At 68.9% G+C, this 23,104-nt stretch carries 28 protein-coding genes; 17 read left to right on the forward strand and 11 right to left on the reverse strand.

The genetic code is table 11. From position 1 onward, the window contains the following. Positions 1-3 precede the first annotated feature (3 nt). The 4 genes from FHU38_RS12095 (at position 4) to FHU38_RS12110 (ending at position 3,606) form a co-directional block, all read left to right on the forward strand. On the forward strand, positions 4-810 hold the full coding sequence (locus tag FHU38_RS12095) for an SCO1664 family protein (RefSeq protein WP_167170340.1): 807 nt from the start codon (positions 4-6) through the stop codon (positions 808-810). A gap of 78 nt (positions 811-888) precedes the next feature. Further along, the gene (locus FHU38_RS12100; protein WP_167170343.1) at positions 889-1,722 is read left to right on the forward strand and encodes a DUF3097 domain-containing protein; all 834 of its coding nucleotides are present in this window, start codon (positions 889-891) and stop codon (positions 1,720-1,722) included. Positions 1,723-1,777: 55 nt separating this feature from the next. Next, positions 1,778-2,209 (forward strand): NfeD family protein, encoded by a 432-nt coding sequence (locus tag FHU38_RS12105; protein WP_167170346.1) that lies wholly within the window; start codon positions 1,778-1,780, stop codon positions 2,207-2,209. Positions 2,210-2,334: 125 nt separating this feature from the next. Then, positions 2,335-3,606, forward strand: coding sequence for an SPFH domain-containing protein (locus FHU38_RS12110; protein WP_243852544.1), 1,272 nt, complete (start codon positions 2,335-2,337; stop codon positions 3,604-3,606). 55 nt (positions 3,607-3,661) lie between these two features. Here FHU38_RS12110 and FHU38_RS12115 read toward each other — a convergent pair whose 3' ends face one another. After that, positions 3,662-4,162 (reverse strand): GNAT family N-acetyltransferase, encoded by a 501-nt coding sequence (locus FHU38_RS12115; protein ID WP_313886748.1) that lies wholly within the window; start codon positions 4,160-4,162, stop codon positions 3,662-3,664. A gap of 67 nt (positions 4,163-4,229) precedes the next feature. Further along, positions 4,230-4,994, reverse strand: coding sequence for an SGNH/GDSL hydrolase family protein (locus tag FHU38_RS12120; protein ID WP_167170355.1), 765 nt, complete (start codon positions 4,992-4,994; stop codon positions 4,230-4,232). A gap of 178 nt (positions 4,995-5,172) precedes the next feature. Between FHU38_RS12120 and FHU38_RS12125 the strand changes: the two genes are divergently transcribed. Continuing rightward, positions 5,173-5,601 (forward strand): YciI family protein, encoded by a 429-nt coding sequence (locus tag FHU38_RS12125; RefSeq protein ID WP_167170358.1) that lies wholly within the window; start codon positions 5,173-5,175, stop codon positions 5,599-5,601. 35 nt (positions 5,602-5,636) lie between these two features. Then, complete coding sequence (locus FHU38_RS12130; protein WP_167170361.1) at positions 5,637-6,911, forward strand: RNA polymerase sigma factor; 1,275 nt, start codon at positions 5,637-5,639, stop codon at positions 6,909-6,911. Positions 6,912-7,126: 215 nt separating this feature from the next. Here FHU38_RS12130 and FHU38_RS12135 read toward each other — a convergent pair whose 3' ends face one another. Both FHU38_RS12135 and FHU38_RS12140 read right to left on the reverse strand, forming a co-directional pair. Then, positions 7,127-8,353, reverse strand: a complete 1,227-nt coding sequence (locus tag FHU38_RS12135; RefSeq protein WP_167170364.1) for a Dyp-type peroxidase — start codon at positions 8,351-8,353, stop codon at positions 7,127-7,129. Next, the gene (locus FHU38_RS12140) at positions 8,331-8,861 is read right to left on the reverse strand and encodes a copper chaperone PCu(A)C (protein ID WP_208415644.1); all 531 of its coding nucleotides are present in this window, start codon (positions 8,859-8,861) and stop codon (positions 8,331-8,333) included. Before FHU38_RS12140 ends, FHU38_RS12135 begins: the two co-directional genes overlap by 23 nt. Positions 8,862-8,971: 110 nt before the next feature. On the opposite strand from FHU38_RS12140, the gene FHU38_RS12145 reads away from it, so the two are divergent. After that, a complete protein-coding gene (locus FHU38_RS12145) occupies positions 8,972-10,651 on the forward strand; it encodes an AMP-binding protein (protein WP_167170370.1) in 1,680 nt (559 codons plus the stop codon). A 7-nt stretch (positions 10,652-10,658) separates the two neighbouring features. On the opposite strand, the gene FHU38_RS12150 is transcribed toward FHU38_RS12145, so the two are convergent. Continuing rightward, positions 10,659-11,114 (reverse strand): VOC family protein, encoded by a 456-nt coding sequence (locus tag FHU38_RS12150; protein ID WP_167170373.1) that lies wholly within the window; start codon positions 11,112-11,114, stop codon positions 10,659-10,661. 21 nt (positions 11,115-11,135) lie between these two features. Between FHU38_RS12150 and FHU38_RS12155 the strand changes: the two genes are divergently transcribed. Both FHU38_RS12155 and FHU38_RS12160 read left to right on the forward strand, forming a co-directional pair. After that, on the forward strand, positions 11,136-11,738 hold the full coding sequence (locus FHU38_RS12155; RefSeq protein ID WP_167170376.1) for a CGNR zinc finger domain-containing protein: 603 nt from the start codon (positions 11,136-11,138) through the stop codon (positions 11,736-11,738). Positions 11,739-11,744: 6 nt separating this feature from the next. Beyond that, on the forward strand, positions 11,745-12,137 hold the full coding sequence (locus FHU38_RS12160; RefSeq protein WP_167170378.1) for an SRPBCC family protein: 393 nt from the start codon (positions 11,745-11,747) through the stop codon (positions 12,135-12,137). 9 nt (positions 12,138-12,146) lie between these two features. Here the strand turns inward: FHU38_RS12160 and FHU38_RS12165 are convergent, their stop codons facing one another. From FHU38_RS12165 to FHU38_RS12180, 4 genes are all read right to left on the reverse strand, one after another. Next, positions 12,147-14,036, reverse strand: coding sequence for an alkyl/aryl-sulfatase (locus FHU38_RS12165; protein ID WP_167170381.1), 1,890 nt, complete (start codon positions 14,034-14,036; stop codon positions 12,147-12,149). A gap of 94 nt (positions 14,037-14,130) precedes the next feature. Then, entirely contained in the window at positions 14,131-14,748 is a 618-nt protein-coding gene (locus tag FHU38_RS12170; protein WP_167170384.1) for a LysE family translocator, read from the reverse strand. A 245-nt stretch (positions 14,749-14,993) separates the two neighbouring features. Beyond that, positions 14,994-15,818, reverse strand: a complete 825-nt coding sequence (locus FHU38_RS12175) for a class I SAM-dependent methyltransferase (protein WP_313886749.1) — start codon at positions 15,816-15,818, stop codon at positions 14,994-14,996. Positions 15,819-15,888: 70 nt separating this feature from the next. After that, positions 15,889-16,224 (reverse strand): ArsR/SmtB family transcription factor, encoded by a 336-nt coding sequence (locus FHU38_RS12180; RefSeq protein WP_167170387.1) that lies wholly within the window; start codon positions 16,222-16,224, stop codon positions 15,889-15,891. 299 nt (positions 16,225-16,523) lie between these two features. Here FHU38_RS12180 and FHU38_RS12185 point away from each other — a divergent pair, with 299 nt between their 5' ends. Together FHU38_RS12185 and FHU38_RS12190 are read left to right on the forward strand one after the other, a co-directional pair. Further along, the gene (locus tag FHU38_RS12185; RefSeq protein WP_167170390.1) at positions 16,524-17,009 is read left to right on the forward strand and encodes an SRPBCC family protein; all 486 of its coding nucleotides are present in this window, start codon (positions 16,524-16,526) and stop codon (positions 17,007-17,009) included. Further along, positions 17,006-17,569 (forward strand): TIGR03086 family metal-binding protein, encoded by a 564-nt coding sequence (locus tag FHU38_RS12190; protein ID WP_313886750.1) that lies wholly within the window; start codon positions 17,006-17,008, stop codon positions 17,567-17,569. Before FHU38_RS12185 ends, FHU38_RS12190 begins: the two co-directional genes overlap by 4 nt. A 129-nt stretch (positions 17,570-17,698) precedes the next feature. On the opposite strand, the gene FHU38_RS12195 is transcribed toward FHU38_RS12190, so the two are convergent. Next, positions 17,699-18,382: a class I SAM-dependent methyltransferase gene (locus tag FHU38_RS12195; protein ID WP_167170393.1), complete on the reverse strand. Its 684-nt coding sequence runs from the start codon at positions 18,380-18,382 to the stop codon at positions 17,699-17,701. Between the two features lies 1 nt (position 18,383). Between FHU38_RS12195 and FHU38_RS28175 the strand changes: the two genes are divergently transcribed. The 5 genes from FHU38_RS28175 (at position 18,384) to FHU38_RS12220 (ending at position 20,938) form a co-directional block, all read left to right on the forward strand. Further along, entirely contained in the window at positions 18,384-18,644 is a 261-nt protein-coding gene (locus FHU38_RS28175) for a Tn3 family transposase (RefSeq protein WP_167170396.1), read from the forward strand. Between the two features lie 93 nt (positions 18,645-18,737). Further along, entirely contained in the window at positions 18,738-19,256 is a 519-nt protein-coding gene (locus FHU38_RS12205; protein WP_167170399.1) for a PadR family transcriptional regulator, read from the forward strand. Further along, complete coding sequence (locus FHU38_RS12210; RefSeq protein WP_167170402.1) at positions 19,256-19,894, forward strand: GyrI-like domain-containing protein; 639 nt, start codon at positions 19,256-19,258, stop codon at positions 19,892-19,894. Before FHU38_RS12205 ends, FHU38_RS12210 begins: the two co-directional genes overlap by 1 nt. Positions 19,895-19,932: 38 nt before the next feature. Beyond that, a complete protein-coding gene (locus FHU38_RS27370; protein ID WP_167170405.1) occupies positions 19,933-20,166 on the forward strand; it encodes an ATP-binding cassette domain-containing protein in 234 nt (77 codons plus the stop codon). Between the two features lie 100 nt (positions 20,167-20,266). Then, the gene (locus FHU38_RS12220) at positions 20,267-20,938 is read left to right on the forward strand and encodes a GAP family protein (protein WP_167170407.1); all 672 of its coding nucleotides are present in this window, start codon (positions 20,267-20,269) and stop codon (positions 20,936-20,938) included. Positions 20,939-21,027: 89 nt separating this feature from the next. Here the strand turns inward: FHU38_RS12220 and FHU38_RS12225 are convergent, their stop codons facing one another. Continuing rightward, on the reverse strand, positions 21,028-22,233 hold the full coding sequence (locus tag FHU38_RS12225; protein WP_208415645.1) for a hypothetical protein: 1,206 nt from the start codon (positions 22,231-22,233) through the stop codon (positions 21,028-21,030). Between the two features lie 288 nt (positions 22,234-22,521). Here FHU38_RS12225 and FHU38_RS12230 point away from each other — a divergent pair, with 288 nt between their 5' ends. Further along, a complete protein-coding gene (locus tag FHU38_RS12230) occupies positions 22,522-22,947 on the forward strand; it encodes a hypothetical protein (RefSeq protein WP_208415646.1) in 426 nt (141 codons plus the stop codon). Positions 22,948-23,104: the final 157 nt, after the last annotated feature.

Genomic DNA, 23,104 nt, shown 5'->3' on the forward strand with positions numbered 1-23,104 from the left:
GCGTTGGCCGACTACAACCTGGACCCCACAGACCCCGGGGCGCGCGAGCTGATCGCGAACGGCAACATACGGGTGGAGGGCAGGCTGGTCGACGCGTCGAACGTGACCCTGCTGTGTTCGGTGGAGTTGGACGGCCTTGTCGCCAAGGCGGTGTACAAGCCCGTTTCCGGGGAACGACCGCTGTGGGACTTCCCCGATGGCACGCTGGCGGGCAGGGAGGTGGCGACCTACCTCGTCGCGGAGGCGGCCGAGTTGGCGCACGTACCGCCGACGGTGCTGCGGGAAGGGCCGTTCGGCGAGGGCATGGTGCAGCTGTGGGTCGACGCCGACGACGAGGATCTTGTCGACGTGTGCGCCCCGGAGGAAGCGCCCACCGATTGGCGGGTGGTGTTGCACGCCCACGACCGGCTCGGGGAGCCCGCGGTGCTGGTGCACTCGGCACGGGACGGGGTGCGCGAACTGGCTGCGTTGGATGTGGTGGTGAACAACACCGACCGTAAGGGCGGGCATGTGCTCAACGGCGCCGACGGCCGGGTCTACGGCGTCGACCACGGTGTCTGCCTGCACACCGACCCGAAGTTGCGCACGGTGTTGTGGGGCTGGATCGGTGAGCGGCTTCCTGGCGAGACAGTGGACAAGCTGCGCAAGCTGCGCTGGTCGGTGGACCACGACCTCGGCGAGGCACTGGCGCCGCACCTCACCAGGGCCGAGGTGGCCGCACTGGCGGGGCGTATCGACAACCTGCTCGCCGAGGGGGAGTTTCCCGCTCCCGGGGAGCAGTGGCGCGCCATCCCGTGGCCATTGTTCTGATGCCTGCCTGGGGAAGGCTCACGCTGTTACGGCGTGGCGGGCGGCGCGGCATCGCGAGTGTCGATACCGTCTGCGGCCGTGCGCTCTCACTCCTATGACGATGTGCTGTCCGGCCACCGTAGGCGCAGGCAGGTGCGGGAAGTGCCCGCCGAGCCGGGACTGGTGGTCGAGGACGCGGCGAGCGGCTTCTGTGGCGCGCTGATCAGGCTGGAGCATGGCGGGGCGGTGCTGGAGGACCGCTACGGCAATCACCGGCTTTTTCCACTGGGGCCTGCCGCGTTCCTGCTGGAGGGTGAGCCGGTCACGTTGGTGGCACCACGCGGGGCGGGTCCACCGCGGCGGACGCGTTCGGCGTCCGGTTCGGTCGCGGTGAGTAGGCTCAGGGCGCGGGTGGCCCGTGACTCGCGGATCTGGGTCGAGGGCAAGCACGACGCGGAACTGCTGGAGTTGGTTTGGGGTCACGACCTGCGGGTAGAGGGTGTCGTGGTGGAGCCGCTCGAGGGCGTCGACGTGCTGGCCGAGCGCATCGAGTCCTTCGGAACGGGCCCTGCGCGCAGGCTCGGCGTGCTCGTGGACCATCTGGTGCCCGGCAGCAAGGAGTCCCGGCTCGTCGATGCCGTCACCGACGACCATGTGCTGATCACCGGCCATCCCTATGTCGATGTCTGGCAGGCGGTCAAGCCCGCCGCCGTCGGTATCGCGGCTTGGCCGGAGGTGCCGAAGGGAGTGCCGTGGAAGGAGGGGGTCTGCGCGGCGCTCGGTTGGGGAGAGCCCTACGAGGGTTGGCAGCGCGTGCTGGGTGGGGTGCGCGACTTCCGTGATCTGGAGAGCCCGGTTGTGGGCGCGGTCGAACGACTGATCGATTTCGTGACGGCCGGTGGCGACGGACCAGCGGAACAAGGTCACGCGTAGATCACTTCATGTGATCCTCTCGGTGTAACCGGTCACTTTCTGGGAGCATGTGCGCATGACACCGGCACTCATCTGGCTCATCGTCGGAGTCGGCCTGATCGTCGCCGAGGTGCTGTCGGGCGACCTCGTGCTGCTGATGCTCGGTCTCGGCGCGCTGGCCGGTGCCGCGTCCGCCACGATTACCGGCAACCCGATCGTGGACGTCGCGGTGTTCGGAGTGGCGTCGATCGGCCTGCTCGTGCTGGCCAGGCCCGCGCTCAAGCGCCGGTTCCTCTCCGGTCCCAGTGTGAAGACCAACACCGAGGCGCTGGTCGGCGCGCACGCGGTGACGTTGTCTACTGTGGATTCACATGGTGGGCAGGTGAAGCTCGCGGGGGACGTGTGGTCGGCCCGCAGTCTCACGGAGGGCCAGGTGATCGAGCCTGGCACGAAGGTGACCGTCGTGGAGATCTCCGGGGCGACCGCTGTCGTGTCGGCGGAGCCGTGATCAAAAGTGGTCGCGGTGGCCATCCGGTCTGAAACAATGGAGGGGAGTAGGTTTTGACGACAGCAGGGTGGATTGTTGTCGCCATCCTGGCGCTCTTCGTGATCGTGACGGTCGCGAAGGCGCTGATGGTGGTGCCGCAGGCCCAGTCGGCGGTGGTCGAGCGCCTCGGCCGGTTCAAGACGGTCGCTTCGCCCGGCCTGAATTTCCTGGTGCCGTTCCTCGACAAGGTACGTGCCAGAGTGGACCTGCGTGAGCAGGTGGTGTCGTTCCCGCCCCAGCCGGTGATTACCCAGGACAACCTGACCGTCTCGATCGACACGGTGGTGTACTTCCAGGTCACCGACTCCCGCGCGGCCGTTTACGAGATCTCCAACTACATCGTCGGTGTGGAGCAGTTGACCACCACGACGCTGCGCAACCTGGTCGGTGGCATGTCTTTGGAGGACACTCTCACCTCCCGTGACCAGATCAACCAGCAACTGCGCGGGGTGTTGGACGAGGCGACCGGCCGCTGGGGCATCCGGGTGGCGCGTGTCGAGTTGAAGGCCATCGACCCTCCGCCGTCCATTCAGGATTCGATGGAGAAGCAGATGCGCGCCGATCGGGAGAAGCGCGCCATGATCCTCACCGCGGAGGGGCAGCGCGAGTCGGCCATCAAGACCGCGGAAGGGCAGAAGCAGAGCCAGATCCTCGCGGCGGAGGGCTCCAAGCAGGCGGCGATCCTGGCGGCCGAGGCGGAGCGGCAGTCCCGGATTCTGCGTGCGCAGGGTGAGCGGGCGGCCCGTTACCTGCAGGCTCAGGGGCAGGCCAAGGCGATCGAGAAGGTGTTCGCGGCGATCAAGGCCTCCAAGCCGACCCCGGAGGTGCTGGCTTACCAGTACCTGCAGACGCTGCCGCAGATGGCGCAGGGCGATGCGAACAAGGTGTGGCTGGTGCCGAGCGACTACGGCAAGGCGCTGGAGGGGTTCGCGCGGACGTTGGGCGCGCCCGGCGAGGACGGCGTGTTCCGCTACGAGCCGCGCGAGGAGCAGGTGGAGATGCCTCCGCTGGAGGACGAGGAGGTGTCGAGCTGGTTCGACACCTCGACCGACCCCAAGGTCGCCGAGGCGGTGCGCGAGGCCGAGGCGGTGGCGCGGCAGGAGGTGCCCGGTCCACTGGCCGGCCAGACTCCCGGTGTGCCCTCGCCGTCGGCGCTGTCCGGGCTGGTGCGCAGGTCCGAGCCCGAGGAGCCGAGTGAGCCGCCGCAGCCACCGACACCGCCGACACCACCGTCGGGCAACCCGGCTCCGCCGCCGGGCGGTCACGTCAGCGGCGGGCAGGCTCGCCCGCCACGGCAGCAGGGCGGCGGTGGGCAGTACCCGCCGCAGGGTCCGCCGTTCTCCGGACCACCGCGGTAACAGCGGTCGCGTGACGCGGGGGCGTACCCGTCGGGGTGCGTCCCCGCTGCTGGTCTCACGGCCGGATCGCGGCGTAGATCAGCATGTCGCGCCGGGTGCCGCCGATCCAGTGGTGGCCGCGCAGCAGGCCCTCCCGCTGGTACCCGGCGGCGGTGGCGACCTTGCTCGACGCGGTGTTCCACGGTTCGATGTACGACTCGACGCGGTGCAGCGCCGGGATGGTCCATGCGAACGCGGTCAGCGCCACCAGCGCACTGGTAGCCGCACCGCGGCCGCGATACTCCGGTGACACGGCGTAGCCCGCCGTGGCGCGGCCCTCCGGCAGGTCACGCAACCACAGCCCGATCGCGCCGATCGCCGTGTCGGTTTCGGCGTCGGCGATCGCGAACGAGAACCCGTCGCCGTCGGGGTGCTTCTGCCGTTGCCGCCGCACCCATTGCCGAGCCTGCTGCGTTGAGGGCCTCGCGGGCAGGCTGCCGATGAGCGGCACGTAGGGGTCCGCCCCGAGCGCGTGCGCCAGCGCGGCATCGGAGGGCTCGAATCGTCGCAGCACCACCTGGCCGTGTCTCGGCGCTGTGCGAGGCCATGGTGGGAGCGGGTCGGCTCCGGCTGGGCGCCGCGGTTCACAGGGTGGCGTCATCGGCGAGTGGCTCGAGCCGCGGTCGTTTCGGTGTCAGGCCGTCTCCGGAGGAGCGGCCACGCAGGCGGCGGCCCAGCCAGGGCACGGCGTGCTCACGTGCCCAGCGCAGATCCTGTCCACGTCGCGGCGGCGTTTCTGTCGGGGCCGGTGGCCGAGGGGAGATGTCGTGTTCCACGCCGAGCGTGTCGAGAACGGCGGCGGCGATCAGCGTGTGTCCGTGCGCGTTGAGGTGAATGCGGTCGGGTGACCACAGCCGCCTGTCGCGCAGCGCGCGCATCGACCACATGTCCACCAGCAGCGCGCCGTGTCGCGCGGCGATCAGCCTGACATGCTCGTTGTAGATGGCGGTGCGGCCGCGTAGCCGCCGAAACAGCGGGTCGTTCACGCCGTCGACACCGGTGAACAGCAATACGGTCGCGCCGGTGGCCGCCAGTTCGGCCACAGCGGCGTCGTAGCTGTCGGCCAGCGCGTCGATGTCGATCCTCGGCCGCAGCAGATCGTTACCGCCCGCGTAAAGGGTCACCAGGTCGGGTCGCATCGCCAGTGCCGGTGTCAGTTGCTCCGACAGCACCTGCCGCAACAGCCTGCCGCGGATGGCGAGGTTGGCGTAGCCGAGGCCGGGTTGGCGGCGGGCGAGTTGTTCGGCGGCCCGGTCGGCCCAGCCGCGTACACCGTTGGGTGCGGTCGGGTCGCTGTCACCGACCCCTTCGGTGAACGAGTCGCCCAGCGCGACGAACCGATGGATCATGGACGCACTCTAGCCACGCGGGTGCTGTGTTCGGGCACACGTGGCCGGTCGACGAACTCGCCAAAAAATCCGACCACTGTGTCGATTCGCTGTCGATTCGCTGCCTGCTTGTTCGACGCGTAGGTGAGAGGGCGGCGAAGAAAGCGATCGCCACGACAGAGAGCAAGGAGTGACCACCGTGCGATACATGCTGATCGTCAAGGCCAACGAGGACTCAGAGGCGGGTGCGATGCCCACGGAGCAGGAGCTGGCCGAGATGGGCAAGTTCAACGAGGAGCTGGTCAATGCGGGTGTCATGCTCGACGGAAACGGGTTGTTGTCCAGCTCCGTCGGTGCGCGGGTGAAGTTCTCGGACAAGGGCAAGACCACGGTCGTGGACGGCCCGTTCACCGAGACCAAGGAGCTGATCGCCGGCTACTGGATCCTCGACGTGAAATCCAGGGACGAGGCCATCGAGTGGGCGCGCAGGGTGCCGTTCGGCCCCGGCGGCGAGATCGAGGTTCGTAAGGTCGCCGAGGAGGAGGACTTCGGTGAGAACTTCACCCCGGAGCTTCGCGAGGCCGAGCAGCGGCTGCGCGAGCAGGTCACCAAGCAGCACGAAGGCTAGCGATCCGCTTGCCGCCTCGGAGCTGACCTGCTCTGATGGCGGCCGTGAGCGCGATCGAAACACAGCGGACCGTCGAGGCGGTGTGGCGCATCGAGTCGGCCAGGCTCGTCGCGGGCCTGGCGCGGATGACCCACGACATCGACGCCGCGGAGGAGTTGGCGCAGGAGGCACTGGTCGCCGCGCTGCAACAGTGGCCGCAGTCAGGCGTCCCGGACAACCCGGGCGCCTGGCTGATGTCCGTGGCCAAGCGCCGCGCGATCGACGAGTTCCGCAGGCAGCAGCGGTTCGAGCGCAAGGTGGCCGAGCTGGGCAGGGATCTGGAACACGACGCCTGGCAGCAGCCCGAACCCGACCTCGACCGCATCGACGGCGGCATCGAGGACGACCTGCTGCGGTTGGTGTTCACCGCATGTCATCCGGTGCTGCCGACCGAGGCGAGGGTGGCGCTCACGTTACGGCTGCTTGGTGGGCTTTCCACCGGCGAGATCGCGCGCGCGTTCCTGGCACCCGAGCCCACGGTCGCGCAACGGATCGTGCGTGCCAAGAAGACGCTGGCCAAGAAGCAGATTCCGTTCGAGGTACCTCGGGGCGAGGAGTTGGCGCCTCGTCTCGCCTCGGTGCTCGAAGTGATCTACCTGATCTTCAACGAGGGTTACTCGGCGACGGCGGGGGACGACTGGATGCGTCCCGAGCTGTGCGCGGAGGCGCTGCGCCTGGCGCGGGTGCTCGCCGGGCTGGCGAATGCCGAGCCGGAGGTGCACGGCCTGGTGGCGCTGCTGGAGATCCAGGCTTCCCGCTCGCGGGCGCGCGTCGGCGCGGACGGAGAACCGGTGCTGTTGCTGGACCAGAACCGGGCGCGCTGGGACCAACTGCTGATCCGGCGTGGGCTGGCCGCGCTGGATCGGGCCGAGTCGCTGACCGACGAGCCCGGTCCATACCAACTGCAGGCGGCCATCGCGGCGTGCCACGCGCGGGCCCGCAGACCCGAGGACACCGACTGGCACCGTATCGCCGCGCTCTACGAGGAGTTGGCGGTGGTGAACCCGTCGCCGGTGGTGGAGCTCAACCGGGCGGTGGCCGTCTCGATGGCCGACGGCCCCGCCGCGGGCCTGCAGCTGGTCGACGAGCTTCGCGACGAGCCCGCGCTGCGCAACTACCACCTGCTGCCCAGCGTGCGGGGTGACCTGCTGGCCAAGCTCGGCAGGCATGGTGAGGCCCGCGCGGAGTTCGACCACGCGGCCGCGTTGACAGGTAATGAGCGTGAGCGCGCGCTACTGCTGGACAGGGCTCGGCAGGCGCGAGGCTCGTGAGCGGTGCGTGGTCACCGCCCAGTGCTCATGGCCGATCGGCTACCGGTTCGGCCAGCCGCGAGGCCAGGCCGCGGCGGGATCGCATCGCGCGCATCGAGGCGTTCCTGCGCGAAGGGTTCGGCTACATCGACATCCAGTCCACCCGCGTAGTTCGCCGCGCTGGAGCAGCCGGGCGCGCTGATCGCCGACATCAGGGAGTTCTTCGCCGAACCCGGTCAGCTCTCCAGTAGGGTCCGACCGATCCAGCCGCCGGGTTCACAGCCGGGTGGGATCGCGAACACCGCCGAGCCGACCGGCGTGGTCCAGGTGTTGAGCGCGTCCAGAGCGGCCAGCCTGCGCTGGATGGGCACGAACTGCCGGGCGAAACTGGCCTGGTAGGACGCGAACAGCAGACCGACGTCGGGGTTGCCGTCGGTGTCCACCCCGTCGTCGTAGTTGTAGCCGCCGCGCAGGATCCGATGCCTGCCGTGGCCTGGCCTCGCCCTGCGGATGTGCGCGTCGGCGGGGATCACCAGGCCGTGGTGGTCACGCCGGGTGAAGTCGGCGGCGTCGTGCTCGCCGCCGCCGGTGAGCGGGGCGCCGTCCGACAGCCGCCTGCCGATGGCCCTTTCCTGCTCCGGTGGCGGCACCCGGTCCCATCCGTCCAGGTCCATCCGGATACGGCGCAGGATCATGGTGGTGCCGCCCGCCAGCCAGCCCTGATCCGACCACACCACCTCGTCGAAGTCGTCATCCGTTTTGGGGTTGACGGTGCCGTCGACCTGTCCCATGAGGTTGCGCGGAGTGGATCCGGGAGCGACACCGGCGTGGTACTGAAACCCCGCTTGCTGCCAGCGCACGGTCGCGAACGGCCTGGCCCCGACCAGCATCACCCGCACCGCGTGGGCCACGGTGATGCTGTCGTCGCCACGCACCTGCACCAGCAGGTCGCCACCGCTCCAGCGGTCCTGCAGGCGGTCGATCGAAAATGACGGCGCGGGCACGAACCCGGCGGGCACGGCTTCGGGCTTGCCGACCGCGTCGAACAGGCCGGGGCCGAATCCGAACGTGATGGTGAGCCCGGCGGGCCGCCGCGCGAGCGCGGGCGCGGGATCGGCGGTGGCGGGCCTGCCCGCGGTCAACGCGGCGGCGTCCTGGGTCCACAGTCGCAGCAACCTGCCCACGGCCTCGGCGCCGACGCCCTCGCGCAGGTCGAGTCCGGCGAACACCGCGCGGGCCTGTACCGGTGTGGTGACTCCGGCCTGGTGCGGGCCGTGGAAGGGGATGGTGCGGCTGCCCGCGGCGTCGGCGGGCGGTGCGGATTCCTGGGTGGCGGCGAGTGTGGTACCCGTCCCAGCACCCGCCCCGGCGACCGCGCCGCCGACGCCCACGGCGGTGTAACCGAGCAGGCGTCGCCTGCTCAGCCGGGTGGGCTCGCCGTCAGTTTCCCGAGGACTTGCCATGCTCGTGATAGGTCTCGTCGGCCCCGGTGAACTCCTTGACCGGTGCGGTGACGGTCACCGGCTCGGCTCCGGACAGTTCGAGTGTGAGTGTCACCTCGTCGCCGGGCGCCAGTTGCCGCTTCAGCTTCATGAGCATGATGTGGTCGCCACCGGGCTTCAGGTTCACTGTGCCGTTCGGCGGCACCGGCAACCCGCCCTCCTTCTTGCGCATCACCATGCTCCCCTCGGAGGGGACGGTCTCATGGATTTCCACCATGCCCGCCACGTCCGTGGTAGCCGAGGTCAGGGTGACCTCGCTGTCGGTGTTGTTGCGCAGCCGCATGAAAGCGCCGGTCATGTTCGCGCCCTGACCGGTGTCTGCGGTGGCTTTCACCCAGGCGTCGGTGATGACGACGGCGCTTTCCTCGGCGGGGGATTCCGCTTGTGACTGTGATCCGCAGGCGGCGACACCACCCGCGACGGCCAGCGCCAGCAGCGATGCCAGCCAGCCGGAAGATTTTCTACGCACGACGCTCATCGTAAACCTGATACCCCTGCCGGTATTCAGTGGCGCCGCTCACTGGTTGGCGGCCACGCCCGAGCGACGTAGTCTCGCCGCTGACCATGAGGAGGGCCTCGATGACGGCACCGACCTGGTACGACGGCAAGCCGTGGCTGGCACTTTACGACACCGGGAACCCGGCGCGGATCGAGCCCGAGCACGCTGATGCGCTCACCATGTTCCGCGTCACAGCCGGGCGCGTACCCGACGGCGACGCCATCCGCTACTTCGACGGCAGGCTCAGCTATGCCCGCCTCGACGAACTCAGTGACGCCTTCGCCGTGGGCCTGCTCGACAACGGCCTTCGTCGTGGTGACCGCGTCGCGCTGTACTTGCAGAACGTGCCGCAGTTCGTCATCGCGCTGCTGGGGACGTGGAAGGCGGGCGGGATCGCGGTGCCGGTGAACCCGATGAGCCGGGGCCGGGAACTGCGGCCACTGCTGGTCGACAGTGGTGCCGTGGCGCTGGTGTGCCTGCGTGGCCTTTACCCCGAGGCGGCGGCCGTGCTACCCGACACGCGGGTGCGAGTGGTGCTGACCACCTCGGAGCGGGAACACCAGTCGCGCGACGACCCCAGGGCGTTCGGGGCAGGTGAGCCGCCCGGGCAGGCAGAGCTGGAAGGCACTACCGATCTGTCGGCACTGCTCGAGCGGTACCGGGGTACTCGCCCGCCCTCGGTGTCGGTGTCGCCGGACGACGTCGCCGTGCTCACCTACACCTCGGGCACCACCGGCCCGCCGAAGGGCGCGATGAACACCCACCGCAACCTCGTGTTCAACGCCGAGAGTTACCGGCGGTGGTGCCGGCTCGACACCAGCGACGTGGTGCTGGGGGTGGCCCCGCTGTTCCACATCACCGGAATGGTCGGCCACGTCGCCACGGCCCTGTTGTTGGGTGCTCCGCTGGTGCTGCTGCACCGCTTCGAGCCATCGCTGGCGCTGGACGTCATCCGCGAGCAGCGCCCGACGTTCACGGTCGGTTCCATCACCGTCTTCATCGCCCTGCTCAACGCCCCGAACGCGGACCCTGCCGCGCTCGCCTCGCTGCGAAAGATCTGGTCCGGCGGTGCGCCGATTCCGCCGAGCACGGTCACCGCGTTCGGCGACCACTTCGGCCAGTACATCCACAACATCTACGGCCTCACCGAGACCACCTCGCCCTCGCACGCCGTGCCACCCGGGGTGCGGGCACCGGTCGATCCCGTGTCCGGTGCCCTTTCGGTCGGGCTGCCGATCTACAACACCGTGGCGCGTGTCGTCGGTGACGGCGGCCGTGAGCTGCCGCCCGGTGAGATCGGTGAGATCGTCACCACCGGCCCGCAGGTGGTGCCCGGGTACTGGAACAAGCCGCGGGAGACCGAGGCGGCCCTACCCGGCGGCGCGCTGCACACCGGCGACGTCGGCTACATGGACGCGCAGGGCTGGTTCTACCTCGTCGACCGCAAGAAGGATCAGATCAACGCCGCCGGGTACAAGGTGTGGCCGCGCGAGGTCGAGGACGTGCTGTACGAGCACGGCGCCGTCCGTGAGGCCGCGGTGGTGGGCGTGCCCGACCCCTACCGCGGCGAGACGGTGAAGGCGTTCGTCAGCCTGCGGCCGGGCCACCATGCCGAGCCGTCGGAACTCATCGCCTTCTGCCGCGAGCGGCTGGCCGCCTACAAGTACCCACGCCAGGTGGAGATCCTGGACGAGCTTCCCAAGACCGCGACCGGGAAACTGCTGCGGCGGGAGCTACGTCAGCGCCACGGCGAAGCGTGAGGTCGCCTCATGCGGCGCAGAACTCGTTGCCTTCCGGGTCGTGCATGACCCACCAGTGCCCTGCCGGGCCCTGATCGACCTCACGCACCCGCGTGGCGCCCAGGCTTTCCAGCCTGGCGACCAGGTCACCCAGCGCCTCGGCTTCGGCGTGGTGCACGTCGATGTGCAGCCGGTTCTTGCCGGTCTTTTCCTCCGGTACGTCCTGGAACAGCAGCCTCCTGCCCTTGCCGACGCCGGTGTCGGCGTCGAAGGGGTCATCGGGGTGGCGGATGGCGGCGAAGCCGCGAAAGATCCGGCGACCTCGGTGTTCGCCGATCTGGCCCGGCTCCACCATGCCTGCCGCGAGCAGGCGGTCGATGAGCGCGCTGTTGTCCTCCAGCTCGTAACCCAGCGCCGCCGCCCAGAAATCCGCGAGCGCGGGGGCGTTTCGGCTGTCGAGGACCAGTTTCCAGTGCAAGGCCACGTAACTAGTTATAGTGGTTACATGGCTGGGTTGGCAAGCAGCGGCTTGATCCTGCGTTCCCACACCGGTGCGAGGTACCGGTTCGATCCCGGCGCGTTGTGCCTTGAGTTGACCACCACCGGGGGGCCGGGCGAGTTTCGCCGATTCGAGGTGCTGCACACACCCGCCGACCTCGCCGCGTGGGCCGCCCGGTCCCGGCTCAGCCCAACCCCTGACCTGGACATCTCCCAGGCCGAGGTCGACACCGCACGCACCTTCCGCGACGCGCTGTTTCGGGCGGCCACCGCCCGCGCGACCGGGGTCGAACCGGTGCGGGACGATCTGGACGTCATCAACCGCACCGCCGCGCACTTGCCACTGACACCGGCCGTCGGTCCTGACGGGAAGCGAAGCTGGGCGGCGACGGCCACCGGCGCGCAACTGCTCTCCACCGTCGCCAGGGACGCGGTGGAACTGCTGACCGGCGAGTACGCCCACCGCATCCGGGTGTGCTCCGGCGAGCGCTGTCACCTGGTCTTTGTCGACACCTCACGGCCAGGAAGCCGTCGCTGGTGCTCGATGGAGCACTGCGGCAACCAGCACAAGGTTCGCGCGCTACGCGAGCGTCGTGGCGAGAAGGGATGATCCAGTATGCCTACCGGGCTCACCAGGGACGCGGGCTGGCAGATCGGCGTGTCCCACACCCTGCCCCACCCACCGACGACCGTGTGGGAGTTCGTCAGCGAACCCCCGGGGCTGGCACTGTGGCTTGGCACCGGCGTCGAACTGCGCTCACCCAGGCGCGGTACCACCTACCGCACGGACAGCGGCGTGGTCGGGGAGGTACGCGGCTACCGTCCGGGTGAACGCATCCGGCTCACCTACGGCCGCACCACCGTGCAGGTCACGCTCACCCCGGCCGAGGGCGGGCGCACCGTGCTGCGCTTCCACCAGGAGCGCATGGCCGACGCGCGGGAACGCGAACGCCAACGGGCCCACTGGCGCGAGGTGCTGGACGACATCGCCGTGGCCCTGGACGGCTGACGGCCTGGCTCAAGGGGTCACGATCGCGAAGTCGGGGTCCGGTTTGTCCAGCACCGACATCAGCCGCCGCAGCACATCCGGATCACCCTCGAGCGGCACGCCCGCGTCGGCGAGTTCGGCGGCGCCCGGGTGGCCGGACGCCAGCACGGCCAGCGCCGATCGCGGCAGCCGCAGCAACACGTCGGCCCGCGACGGTTTCGCTGCCGCGGTATGGCTGAGCACGCCGTTGCGCAGGGTGAGACGGTGCCGCTCGTGGAGGTCGGTGAAGTCGATGTCCACGGTAAGCCGTTCGTCCCAGCTGCGCGGGCCGTTGACGCGCACGGCCAGCGCGTCGAAGAGCTGAGTCGGGCTCAGCTGCGCGAACACATCCGCGGGTGCCGGTGCCGAGGCGCTTCCCAGCGAGCCGTGCCGCAACTCGTGGGCACCGGTGAGGTAGAAGTTGCGCCAGGTGCCGTTTTCCGCGCCGTACCCGAGCTGCTCGTAGGTCTCGGCCAACAGCGTGCGCGCCGCTTCGTGTTCGGGTTCGGCGAACACCACATGGTTGAGTACCTCGGCGACCCAACGGAAGTCGCCGTCCTGATAGGACGATCTCGCTTTCGCCACGACCTCGTCAGCGCCGCCCATGAACCGCACATACCGCTGGGCGGCCGCCTCCGGCGGGTGCTGCCACAGCCGCGCCGGATTGCCGTCGAACCAACCGAGGTAACGCTGGTAGATCGCCTTGACGTTGTGACTCACCGAGCCGTAGTAGCCGCGCGCGTGCCAGGCCCGTTCCAGTGCGGGCGGCAGCTGGATCGACTCGGCGATCTCGCTGCCCGTGTAGCCGCTGTTGATGAGGCGAAGTGTCTGGTCGTGCAGGTACGCGTACAGGTCGCGCTGCAGCGACAGGTACTCCACGACCTTGTCCCTGCCCCACGTCGGCCAGTGATGCGAGGCGAAGACCACGTCGGTGTGCTCGCCGAACAGGTCGATGGCCTCGGTGAGGTACCGCGCCCAGGCGCGCGCGTCTCGTACCTGAGCGCCGCGCAAGGTCAACAGGTTGTGCAGGGTGTGCGTGGCGTTCTCGGCTATGCACAGCGCGTTCAGCTCGGGGAAGTGCAGGTGCATCTCCGCGGGTGCCTCGGTTCCCGGCGCCAGCTGGAACACGATGCGTATTCCGTCGATGGTTTCCTGCTGCCCGGTGTGGCGGATGTCCACGGTGGGCGCGATCAGTGTGATGGTACCCACCGAGTTCGACGGACCCAGCCCCGTGCCCACCTGGCCACGAGGGCCACGGGGCAGCGAGGGCGCCATCATGTAGGCGCTTCGGCGCGACATCGCACCGCCGACGTATACGTTCTCCGACACCGCTGCCTCGAGAAAGCCCTCGGGCGCCAGCACGGGAACGGCTCCCGCGTCCACCTGCTGCTGCGTCGTGACACCTTTGACCCCGCCGAAGTGATCGACGTGGGAGTGGGTGTAGACGACGCCGGTGACGTCGCGGGGCCCCCGATACCGCCGGTAGAGCCGCAGCGCCGCCGCCGCCGTTTCGGCGCTGATCAGCGGGTCGATCACCAGCACACCCCGGTAGCCCTCTACAAAGGTGACATTGGACAGGTCAAGTCCCCTCACCTGGTAGATCCCGGGTGCCACCTCGTAGAGGCCCTGGCGGGCGACAAGTTCGGACTGCCGCCACAGACTCGGGTTGACGGTGTCGGGCGCCTCACCGTCGAGGAAGGCATAGGCATCGCCGTCCCACACCACGCGGCCGTCGTCGTCGCGAACCTCGCTGGGCTCCAGCCTGCCGAGAAACCCGCGGTCGGCGGCGGCGAAGTCGTCGGTGTCGCTGAACGGCAACGCCTCCCGAGTCCGTCGCTGCCGGGAGACCACATGGTCGTCGGGGGCGAAATCGGTGCTCATGGCGCGAGTAGAGGCTGGCGGCGGCGGGCACCGGTAGGGCCCAAGGACCTGACCGTGGTCCACGGTCGGGTGTCGCTGCCCTGCCGCTCGACGATCAGTGGGTGGCGAGCGTGGCCACACCCAGGCCGGTCAGTGCGACACCGCTGGCGCGTTCGAGGTGCGTGCCCACCTTCGGGCGGCGCAGCCAGCGCACCATCCTGGACGCGCCGATCGAGACCAATGCCAGCCAGCCGAACGCTACCGCCGCGTCGATGCATCCCAGCAGCAGCGTGGTCCCGATGACGCTCGCCTGCGCCTGCACGAACTGGGGTGCCACCGCCAGGAAGAACAGCCCGATCTTGGGGTTGAGCATCGCCGACAGCAGGCCGGTCCGGCCTGCTCGCCACCATGACAGGTGCTCGGGTGGGCCGGTGGTGCCGGCCTCCACCGGGCGGCGGGCACACAACGCCCGGACACCGAGGTAGATCAGGTAGAGCGCGCCGAGTATCCGCACGAGGGTGTAGCCGATGCTCCAGCTCGCCAGTAGCGCCGCGAGGCCGAGCCCTGCCGCGCCTGCCCAGAACAGCGATCCGATCGCGGCACCCGCCGCCGCGCTCAGGCTCGCTGCCACGCCGGATCGAACCGCGAAGCGCAGCACGATGAAGCTGTCCGGGCCAGGCGTGACAGCCAGCACCACGCACAACCCGGCGAAGGCGAGCAACGAGTCGAGCATCGTCCGGTTGACCTCCCGGTCCGGGGTGTCGCGGGATTCGTGTTCGATCAGGGTATTCGTTCGGCTGGCCGCGAGGAGTGCTTCTCACGGCTGCTGCCTGCTGAACGCGACCCGGGGGTTGAGGAACATCCGTGTCAGATCGTGCGCTGAGCCGACGTCAGCCCTGGTGGGCGGCTGACGGAACGTCAGCTGCCCACCAGGTACGGGCGTTCGGGAGCACCCTGCTGGGGCCTGTGCCCAGCGGTTTACTTCGCTTCGTCGCGGCGCAGTGTGATGCGCCACAGGCGCCGCGGTAGACCGCCTTCTTCGAATGCGGTCAGGTCGACCAGGGTGAAGTCGGTCGCTAGCCGGTCCACGAGTGCCCGGTCGAAGAAGTGGACGAGGAATCCGCCGTTTTCGAACATGTCGTCGCCGTGGCTGATGCCGGCGCCGTAGTGGGCGTCGCCGGTGTGGCGCACGGTGTAGACGTGCAGCCCGGCGGGGCGCAGCACGCGGTGGACCTCGGCGGTCAGGGCGTGGAGTTCCGGGGTGACCAGCGCCATGTTGAACAGCATGTGGCTAAAGACGGCATCGACGCTGGCGTCGGGCAGGGGCAGCGGCTGTCGTACGTCGTGAACCACAGTGGTCAGCCGCGAGGTGGTCCCGGCCGCATCGGCGGCCTTCTCCAAGTCGGCGAGGGCGTTGGGGGAGTAGTCCAAAGCGGTGACGGTCAAGCCGGCGTTCAAGAAGGCGCGGGTGTCGCGGCCCTGCCCGGCGCCGAGTTCGAGTATGTGGTGCGCTTGGGCGCGGGCAAACAGGTCCACTGCGTAGGCGCCTGGCTCGCTCGGCTCGGCGCCATACATCTCGGGGTTGGTCTGGAAGGTCGACTGCCAGTGCGCGCGCTGCGCGTCGCGTACCTCAGGTCCATTGGTCATTGGTGCCTCCGGTCGGGGAGTGGAATCGTTATCTTTGGCATGGAGGAGTGGGTCGGGGACGCGTTCGCCGTCACAGGGCCGCAGCGGGGGCGGCACCGGCAAAGGAACCAAGCCCAGGTCACTGACGCGCTGGACTGCCACCGGGTCGACGGTCACATCGTGGACGCCGAACGGCAGACCGCGCCCTGCCAGCCGGCCCGGCAGAACACCTCGACCACGCTGCCGGTCACCGTGCGCCCTCCTCCGGCCGGGCCAGCGGGCGCAGTGCCTCCAGTGCCTCGCTCAGCCCCTCGGTGGCCAGGCAGTAGAACACATAGCCGCCGCGCCGCTCGCCCCGCACCAGGCCACGGTCGCGCAGGATGCGCAGGTGGTGGGAGACGGTGGGCTGACGCACCCCGGTCGCCTCGACGATCGCGCTCACCGGCACGCAGGCCTCTTCCAACGCGGTCAGGATGCGCAGCCGCGTCGGGTCGCCCAGCGTCTGCAGCAGCGAGGCAAGCACCTGTGCCTCCACCACCGGCATCGGCTCACCAATGCCGGTCGTGATTGCCGCCGTCGTCATGTTCTGCACCACCTCCCAGGCGATATCGATATCAATATATCTAACTATCTAGATGTTCCCAGGTGGAGGGCGACGACAAGAACTCGATCGTTCATGCCACCAGCAACCGCGAGCGAGCGGGCGAGCAAACATGGCCGCACGGTGCCGAGCTGAAGGCTTAGCGCACGATCTGACGCGGATGTTCCTCAACCCCGACCCGGATGCCGCCTGTATTCAACTTACTGGTTGACGACTTGTTCCGGATGTCATACGGTCTTACTTAACCAATAGGTTGAATACGGAGGCGAGAGGAAAGCATCATGACCGCGAGTAAGTACCAGACCCAGATCCTTGCCGATCCCGACCTGCCGACCATCCGCATCGTCCGGGAGTTCGACGCGCCCCGCGAGCGGGTGTTCCGCGCGTTCACCGAGTCCAATCTCGTCGCACAGTGGACGGGACCAAGATCCGGCACGACCCGGATCGATCGGTGGGACTGCCGCACCGGTGGCAACTACCGTTACGCCACGGTCCTCGATGGCAGCGAGTACTGCTTCTACGGCTCGTTCCACGAGGTCAGGGCTCCGGAGCGGATTGTCCAGACCTTCACCTACGAGGACATGCCCGACGGCGTGTCGCTGGAGACCGCGACGCTGGAGGACCTCGGCGGCGGCCGTACCCGCGTCACGATGCTGTCCGTTCTGGATTCGATGCAGGCCCGCGATGGCCTGCTCGCCAGTGGTATGGAGGTCGGTGTGGTGGAGGGCTTCGAGAAGCTCGACGAACTCGTGGCCGGGTCGGCGTGACGGCGCGACGTTCGCCCGCCGAGGAACATCGGTGGGTCGCCGCGGTCTTCACCGACCGGGTGCGCGGCACGTCGCCTGCGGCCTGGGACAACCCGGCACCGGTGCGGGATTGGAAGGCGCGCGATGTCGTCCGGCACCTCCTCGAGTGGTTTCCGGGCCTCCTGGAGTCGGGGTCCCGGGTGCGACTGCCTGCCGGTCCTTCGGTCGACGACGACCCGGTACGCGCGTGGACCGTTCACAGCGAGGGTGTCCAGGCGTTGTTGGACGACCCGGCCACATCGAGCAGGACACTGTCCAATCCGCATATCGGTGAGTTGCCGCTGGATGAGGCGATCGACCGCTTCTACACCGCTGACGTCTTCATGCACACGTGGGATCTGGCACGGGCGACCGGGCAGGACGAGAAGCTCGATCCGGCCAAGTGCGCCAAGTTGCTGGAGGGTATGCGCGAGCACGAGCCCGCGATGCGCGCCAGCGGGCAGTACGGTCCGCGCGTCGAGGTGCCCGAGGACGCCGATATCCAGACGAAGCTGCTCGGATTCATCGGCCGCCGACCGTGATCGCGTAACGCCCGGTTTCGCGGGCGTTCATGGTCGGCCGCGGTAGCAGGCGGCCAGCGCGTGAAAAGCTGCCCGCGCGAGTGGGCTGGCGCCCCGGCGTCCGTATCCGCAGGGCTTGAACCGAGCGAGTCAGGCCGGAGCGGCGGACCCGCGGGTGCCTGGCTTGCGTGCCAGCAGGAAACCCTGCTGCGTTCGCTCCGGAAACGTCGGGTTGCCGTCCGGCTCACGCAGCATCGTGGCGCGCACGCCGAACCCGGCCCGTGTCAGCAACGCGACCACGTCGTCCATGCGCAGCCGGTGGAAGTCCAGCGAAATCCGGTGCTGGAGCGCATTGTCGAGGTGCAGCAGCCCGTCGCCGACCTGGAACGCCAACTGCAGGTACCCGCCGGGTGCCAACACCCGGTGCAGGTCGGCGATGACGTCCGGCAACAGCTCCCTGGGAACATGGATGATCGAATACCACGCGACCACCCCGCCGAGCTTCCCGTCCGCCAATCCGAGAGCCGTCAGCGACCCCACACCGAACCACAGCCGGGGATAGCTTCTGCGGGCGACCGCGACCATCCCGGGCGAGAGGTCGATCCCGAACGCGGGCAACCCGAGCTCGGCAAGGTGCCCCGTGATCCGGCCGGACCCGCAACCGATGTCGGCGACCGGCCCGGAACCGGCGGCGTGTACGAGTTCGGCGAAACCTCCGAGCATCGCACGGTCAAGCGGCCTGGCCGCCAGTTCAGGGCGAGCCCACTCGGCGTAGTCCTCGGCCATGGTGTCGTAGGAGGCACGCGTGTCGCGTAGGAACTGTGGTTCGGTCACGATGATCGACAGTAGTCAGTCCGGGGACGGCATGGTGCTACTTCCACATTCCGCATACCGCCCAAACGTCTCAGCCGGCGCCGATCACCCCAGGTCCAACATCCGTTACCTCGTCGCCGCGATCACCGAACTCCGCGCCGGTGGCTACGAGGCCCGCGACGACGACGCCGCCCGGCTCTCGCCGTTCGTGCGCCACCACATCAACATGCTCGGCCGCTACTCCTTCCTCACCCCTGAACTCGCGGGCGGGCCGCGCCCTTGATCGGGTCGCCGAGCTGGGTGTGGTTGGCCTCAAGGGGCACCGGGTGGCGGCAGAAGCTGTCTCGGGCGTTTATTCTAGTGCTAGAATATCTCCGTGGAGCTCACGCCCTCCGAACTGGTCGTTCTCGGGCTGATCATCGAACGCCCCCGACACGGCTACGACATCGAGCAGGTCATCGAGCGGCGTGGAATACGCCAGTGGACCGAGATCGGGTTCTCGTCCATCTACTACCTGCTCGCCAAGCTCGACAAGCGCGGGCTGGTCCACACCACCGACACCGGGGTCGCACCGAAGTCCAGGCACGTCTTCCACGCCACGGAACTGGGGCGGGGAGTGGCCACGCAGAACACGCTCGCCTACCTCCAACAGTTGCGTCCCGTCGCGCACCCGCTGCTGGTCGGCGTATCGAACCTCTCGCTGTTGCCCGATCGGCAGTACACGCGGGCGCTTCGCGACCGGCTCGCGAAAATCGAGGAGCGTATCGCCTCGGTGAGGCAGACCGAGGCGGCGCAGGCTCCGCTGCCGTTGCCCGCGCGAGAGGTCTTCTCCTACTCACTGAGCCTGCTGGAGGCGGAAAGGGAATGGCTCGCGCGGCGAGCCGAGGTTAGGTGATGACGCACAAGACCGACTTCAAGAAGGAGATCGACGCCTACCATGCCAGCAAGGGCAGGTACGAGATCGTCGATGTCCCCGACCTGCGCTACCTCATGATCGACGGACACGGGGACCCGAACACGTCCTCGGCCTTCGGCAAGGCGACCGAGGCGCTCTACCCGCTGGCCTACAAGCTCAAGTTCGCCAGCAAACAAGCACTCGGGCGCGACTACGTCGTCATGCCGCTGGAAGGACTGTGGTGGGCCGAGGACATGGACGCGTTCACGGCCTCCCGCGACAAGTCCAGGTGGGACTGGACACTCATGATCATGGTGCCCGATTGGGTCGACCATGAGATGTTCGCCGCGGCCACCGAACAGGTCGCGGCCAAGAAGTGCCCGCAGCGCCTGCATGAGGTCCGCCTGGAGACACTGTCAGAAGGGACCTGCGTGCAGACGCTGCACATCGGCTCCTTCGATTCCGAGGCCGAGGTGCTGGCGCGGATGCACCACGACTTCATTCCCGAACACGGGCTGCGCATGGTCGGCAAGCACCACGAGATCTACCTCAGTGACTTCCGCAAGACCGCGCCCGAACGACTCCGGACCATCCTCAGGCAACCCGTCACAGCCCACACACTCGCACCGCGGTCCTGAGCGTGTCGCCGACCGGCGGAGACCAGGGATGCAGCGAGGTGCCGGCGCTCCGGTTCGAGCGTCCGCACAAGGTGGTCAGCCACCACGAGGCGGCCGACCACGTCGAGTTGACGGTGCAGCCCCGTTCCTCCTGCGGCCTGGTCGGGCAGCACGGGGCGGGCAAGACCACGACGCTGTCCATGGCCGTCGATCTGCTCAGGCCGGACCATGGCAGGGCCGCCAACTCGTTCAGCACGGGGCGAAGCCTGCCAGCCCCCGCGCAGCCGAGGTAGCGCGCGCCAGTCGGCCCAGCGCCCGACCGGAGTGCACGGACGGGTGGCACCGTCGCTGTCGGGCGTTGGTGGCCGTGCGACGTTCCTAGACTCGGCGGGTGTGAACGAGGCAATTGGCCAGATTCTGCCGCTCGCCGTCGCCGTGACGATATCGCCGGTGCTGGTGATCGCCGGAATCCTGCTGCTGTTCACCGAGCGCCCGGTGTCCAACGGCGCCGCCTACCTGCTGGGAACCGTGCTGGGAATCGGCGGCGTGCTCGCCGCGCTGACCGTGGTCGCGGCCACACAGAACCTGTCGGCGGGCACCGGGGCGTCCGTCGGCGCGGCTTGGTTGCGGATCGTCGTCGGTGTGCTGTTGCTGGGCGGGTCGCTCCGGCGTTTCCGGGCGAGGCCCGGCCCGCAGGAGGAAGCGCGCATGCCGTCGTGGATGGGCGGCATCACGTCCTTCCACCCCGGTAAGTCCCTCGTCACGGGCCTGGTGCTGGGTGCGGCCAATCCGAAGAACCTCGCGATGGCGTTCAGCGCCGCCGTGGCAGTCGCCGGGGCGGGCCTGACTGTCGGCCAGAGCGTGGCCGGTGTCGCCGTCTTCACGGTGATCGCGGTGCTGGGTGTGGCCACACCGCTCGCCATGGTCCTGACGATGGGTGAGCGTGCCCGGCCGAGGCTGGACACCTGGAAGAACTGGTTGCGGCAACACAACTCCGTCGTGATGTCGGTGCTGTTCCTGGTTTTCGGCGTGGTGCTCATCGGTGAGGGAGTGCGGCAGCTGTGACGGCACGCCCGCCGGGGTAGGCCTGCTCACCCACTGACGACCTGGCACCGACGATGCCGGGCGGCACGCGGATTCCACCCCAGGCCGGCTCAACCCACCGATCGGTCCTGTGCCGCCTGTTCCAGTGTCCGCTTGTGTGTCCCGCTCGGCGCCGCGCTGGTGTCGAGCAGCGTCCGCAGGCGCTGTCGCAGTGGGCCCTCGTCGGTAGTCAGGTCGGTAGCAGGGTCGATGGTTGTGTCGAGGAGTTGGCCCAGGTGGTGCCGGAGTTCGGCGAGCTGGTCAGCGGCGGTGGCCGCCGCGCTGGATCGCTCGGCAACCTCACTGCGCAGCGCGGCCAGCTGGTCGTGCAGCGGGGCGAGGCTGGCCGCGTAGTGCTCGGTGGACCGGGTGAGTCGTTCGGTGAGGTCGGTGATGCGCTGGTCGGCCACGGTCTGGACCTCGTGTTGCCTGCGGGTGAACTGCTCGGCCTGTGCCGCCAAGCGTTGCTCCCACTGCTCGGTGAGGGTGGTGCGCAGCTCAGCCTTGGCCTGCTCCTCCTCGCGCCGGAGCTGGTCCAGCCGTTCCAGGGCGGTGGCGCGTTCGCCTGCCAGGTTGTCCTGTAGTTCGGCGATGCGCTGCTGCGCGGCGGCTGCCTGATCGAGCGCGCGCTGGCGGTCGGCGCGGGCCACCTCCGCCTCGCGGTGGGCCGCGTCGCGGGCTGCCAGCGCGTGGTCGCGCTCGGCCAGCGCCTCGCTCGCCTGCTTCTCGGCGGCGGACTGCTGCTCCCGCGCGTGTGCGGCCTGCTCGCGGGCCTGCTCGGCTTCGGCGGTGGCGTGGTCGCGCTCGGTGTGCGCGGCTTCGGCGTTCGCGACAGCGTGGTCGCGTTGCTCCTCGGCGGCCTGGCGGGCGGCCAGCGCGGCAGCCAGCTCGCCGGTCGCGTGGTTGTGCAGGGCGGCGATCTCCGCGCGCACCGGGTCGAGCACAGCCTGCGCGGCGGTGAGGCGTTCGTCCAGTGTGTGCACGTCGAGCTCGGTCATGGGCTGGTCGGCGCCGTAGACGGTGATCCAGATCTCGCGATGCTCGTCCAGCATCGCGCAGGTGATGGTCCTGGCGCCCCAGCTGCCGTAGCGGTCGGGGCCGGCGGGGCAGTAGGCGCTGGGTCTGCCGCCCTTCGGCGGCAGCGGGGGTAGTGGCGCGCCGCAGTAGGCGCAGTACGCCTGATCTCCAGCCGCCAAGGCGCGCACGGTGGCATCCCGTCGCTCGTCCCGGCTGCCTCGACGCACCGGCGGGATTCGCCGTGGCGGTTCGGTGGTCACCTCTGAATCGTCCGCGTGCTGACCTGTCACCGGCTCCAAGCCCCTCCCCGTGCTGACCTGCACCTTCGACGCTCATTTGGTTTGAATTAGGAAACTCTAACATGATCTTTGAGTTTGAATACTGATACCTCACGAGGAGTCGAGCGTCAGCTGAAGATCTATGGATAACTGGAATTATGGATATGAATCCAAGTCGAGGGTCTCGCCGACGCGCAGACCGGCTCGTGCCGTCTGTCTCGCTGAAGTCGGCACCGCCTGCGCTCGCAGGCGGCATGGGATCATGTGCGCGTGACCGCGAGTGGCCCGATTGCCGTTGATCTTGACGAGGGTGAGAGGGCGCTCCTGCGCGCCGGGCTACTCGACTGGGGCGGACCGGCGCGCCCGACTGACGCCCTCGCGGTCGCCATGGGGTTCTCAGACGCGGCACGGTTGTCACAGGAGGCTCGGGCACTCTGGCAGGAGATCGAGCGCACCGGGTCGTTGACAGCTCAGGACTGGCGGCGAGTGATGCTGGCTGTCGAGATCGTGTTCGTCAGCGATGTCGTTGGTTCAGGGCTGGACTGGCGGTTCACGTCCGGCATCAGTGACACCCAGACGATCGAGACGCTGCGGGGGCTGCAACGCAAACTGCCGCGATGGCGAGCCAGCGTCCAGTTCACCCTGGACAACGACGGACGCGTCACCGACCTCGACCCCAACCGACCACGCGCCTGAACCGGGTCCACCGCGACGTTACCGTGATGCGTCTTGGGTCCGGCACTACTCGGAACTGTGCACGCTGCTGGGGCTGCGGGATGCGCTGCGCTCCGGCGACGTCCGGGTGCCGGGCTCGCGCCGGTATTCCGACCCCTCGGTGTCACGGGCGGGCCGT

Origin of the sequence: Saccharomonospora amisosensis (assembly GCF_011761185.1) — a bacterium.
Lineage (GTDB): Bacteria > Actinomycetota > Actinomycetes > Mycobacteriales > Pseudonocardiaceae > Saccharomonospora_A > Saccharomonospora_A amisosensis.

What these genes read in the sequence shown, in the direction of transcription:
- FHU38_RS12105 (WP_167170346.1), top strand. Translation starts at nt 1,778, where the DNA reads ATGACACCGGCACTCATCTGGCTCATCGTCGGAGTCGGCCTGATCGTC.
- FHU38_RS12110 (WP_243852544.1), top strand. Translation starts at nt 2,335, where the DNA reads ATGGTGGTGCCGCAGGCCCAGTCGGCGGTGGTCGAGCGCCTCGGCCGG.
- FHU38_RS12120 (WP_167170355.1), bottom strand. Translation starts at nt 4,994, where the DNA reads ATGATCCATCGGTTCGTCGCGCTGGGCGACTCGTTCACCGAAGGGGTC.
- FHU38_RS12130 (WP_167170361.1), top strand. Translation starts at nt 5,637, where the DNA reads ATGGCGGCCGTGAGCGCGATCGAAACACAGCGGACCGTCGAGGCGGTG.
- FHU38_RS12135 (WP_167170364.1), bottom strand. Translation starts at nt 8,353, where the DNA reads ATGGCAAGTCCTCGGGAAACTGACGGCGAGCCCACCCGGCTGAGCAGG.
- FHU38_RS12145 (WP_167170370.1), top strand. Translation starts at nt 8,972, where the DNA reads ATGACGGCACCGACCTGGTACGACGGCAAGCCGTGGCTGGCACTTTAC.
- FHU38_RS12155 (WP_167170376.1), top strand. Translation starts at nt 11,136, where the DNA reads ATGGCTGGGTTGGCAAGCAGCGGCTTGATCCTGCGTTCCCACACCGGT.
- FHU38_RS12160 (WP_167170378.1), top strand. Translation starts at nt 11,745, where the DNA reads ATGCCTACCGGGCTCACCAGGGACGCGGGCTGGCAGATCGGCGTGTCC.
- FHU38_RS12165 (WP_167170381.1), bottom strand. Translation starts at nt 14,036, where the DNA reads ATGAGCACCGATTTCGCCCCCGACGACCATGTGGTCTCCCGGCAGCGA.
- FHU38_RS12170 (WP_167170384.1), bottom strand. Translation starts at nt 14,748, where the DNA reads ATGCTCGACTCGTTGCTCGCCTTCGCCGGGTTGTGCGTGGTGCTGGCT.
- FHU38_RS12180 (WP_167170387.1), bottom strand. Translation starts at nt 16,224, where the DNA reads ATGACGACGGCGGCAATCACGACCGGCATTGGTGAGCCGATGCCGGTG.
- FHU38_RS12185 (WP_167170390.1), top strand. Translation starts at nt 16,524, where the DNA reads ATGACCGCGAGTAAGTACCAGACCCAGATCCTTGCCGATCCCGACCTG.
- FHU38_RS28175 (WP_167170396.1), top strand. Translation starts at nt 18,384, where the DNA reads ATGATCGACAGTAGTCAGTCCGGGGACGGCATGGTGCTACTTCCACAT.
- FHU38_RS12210 (WP_167170402.1), top strand. Translation starts at nt 19,256, where the DNA reads ATGACGCACAAGACCGACTTCAAGAAGGAGATCGACGCCTACCATGCC.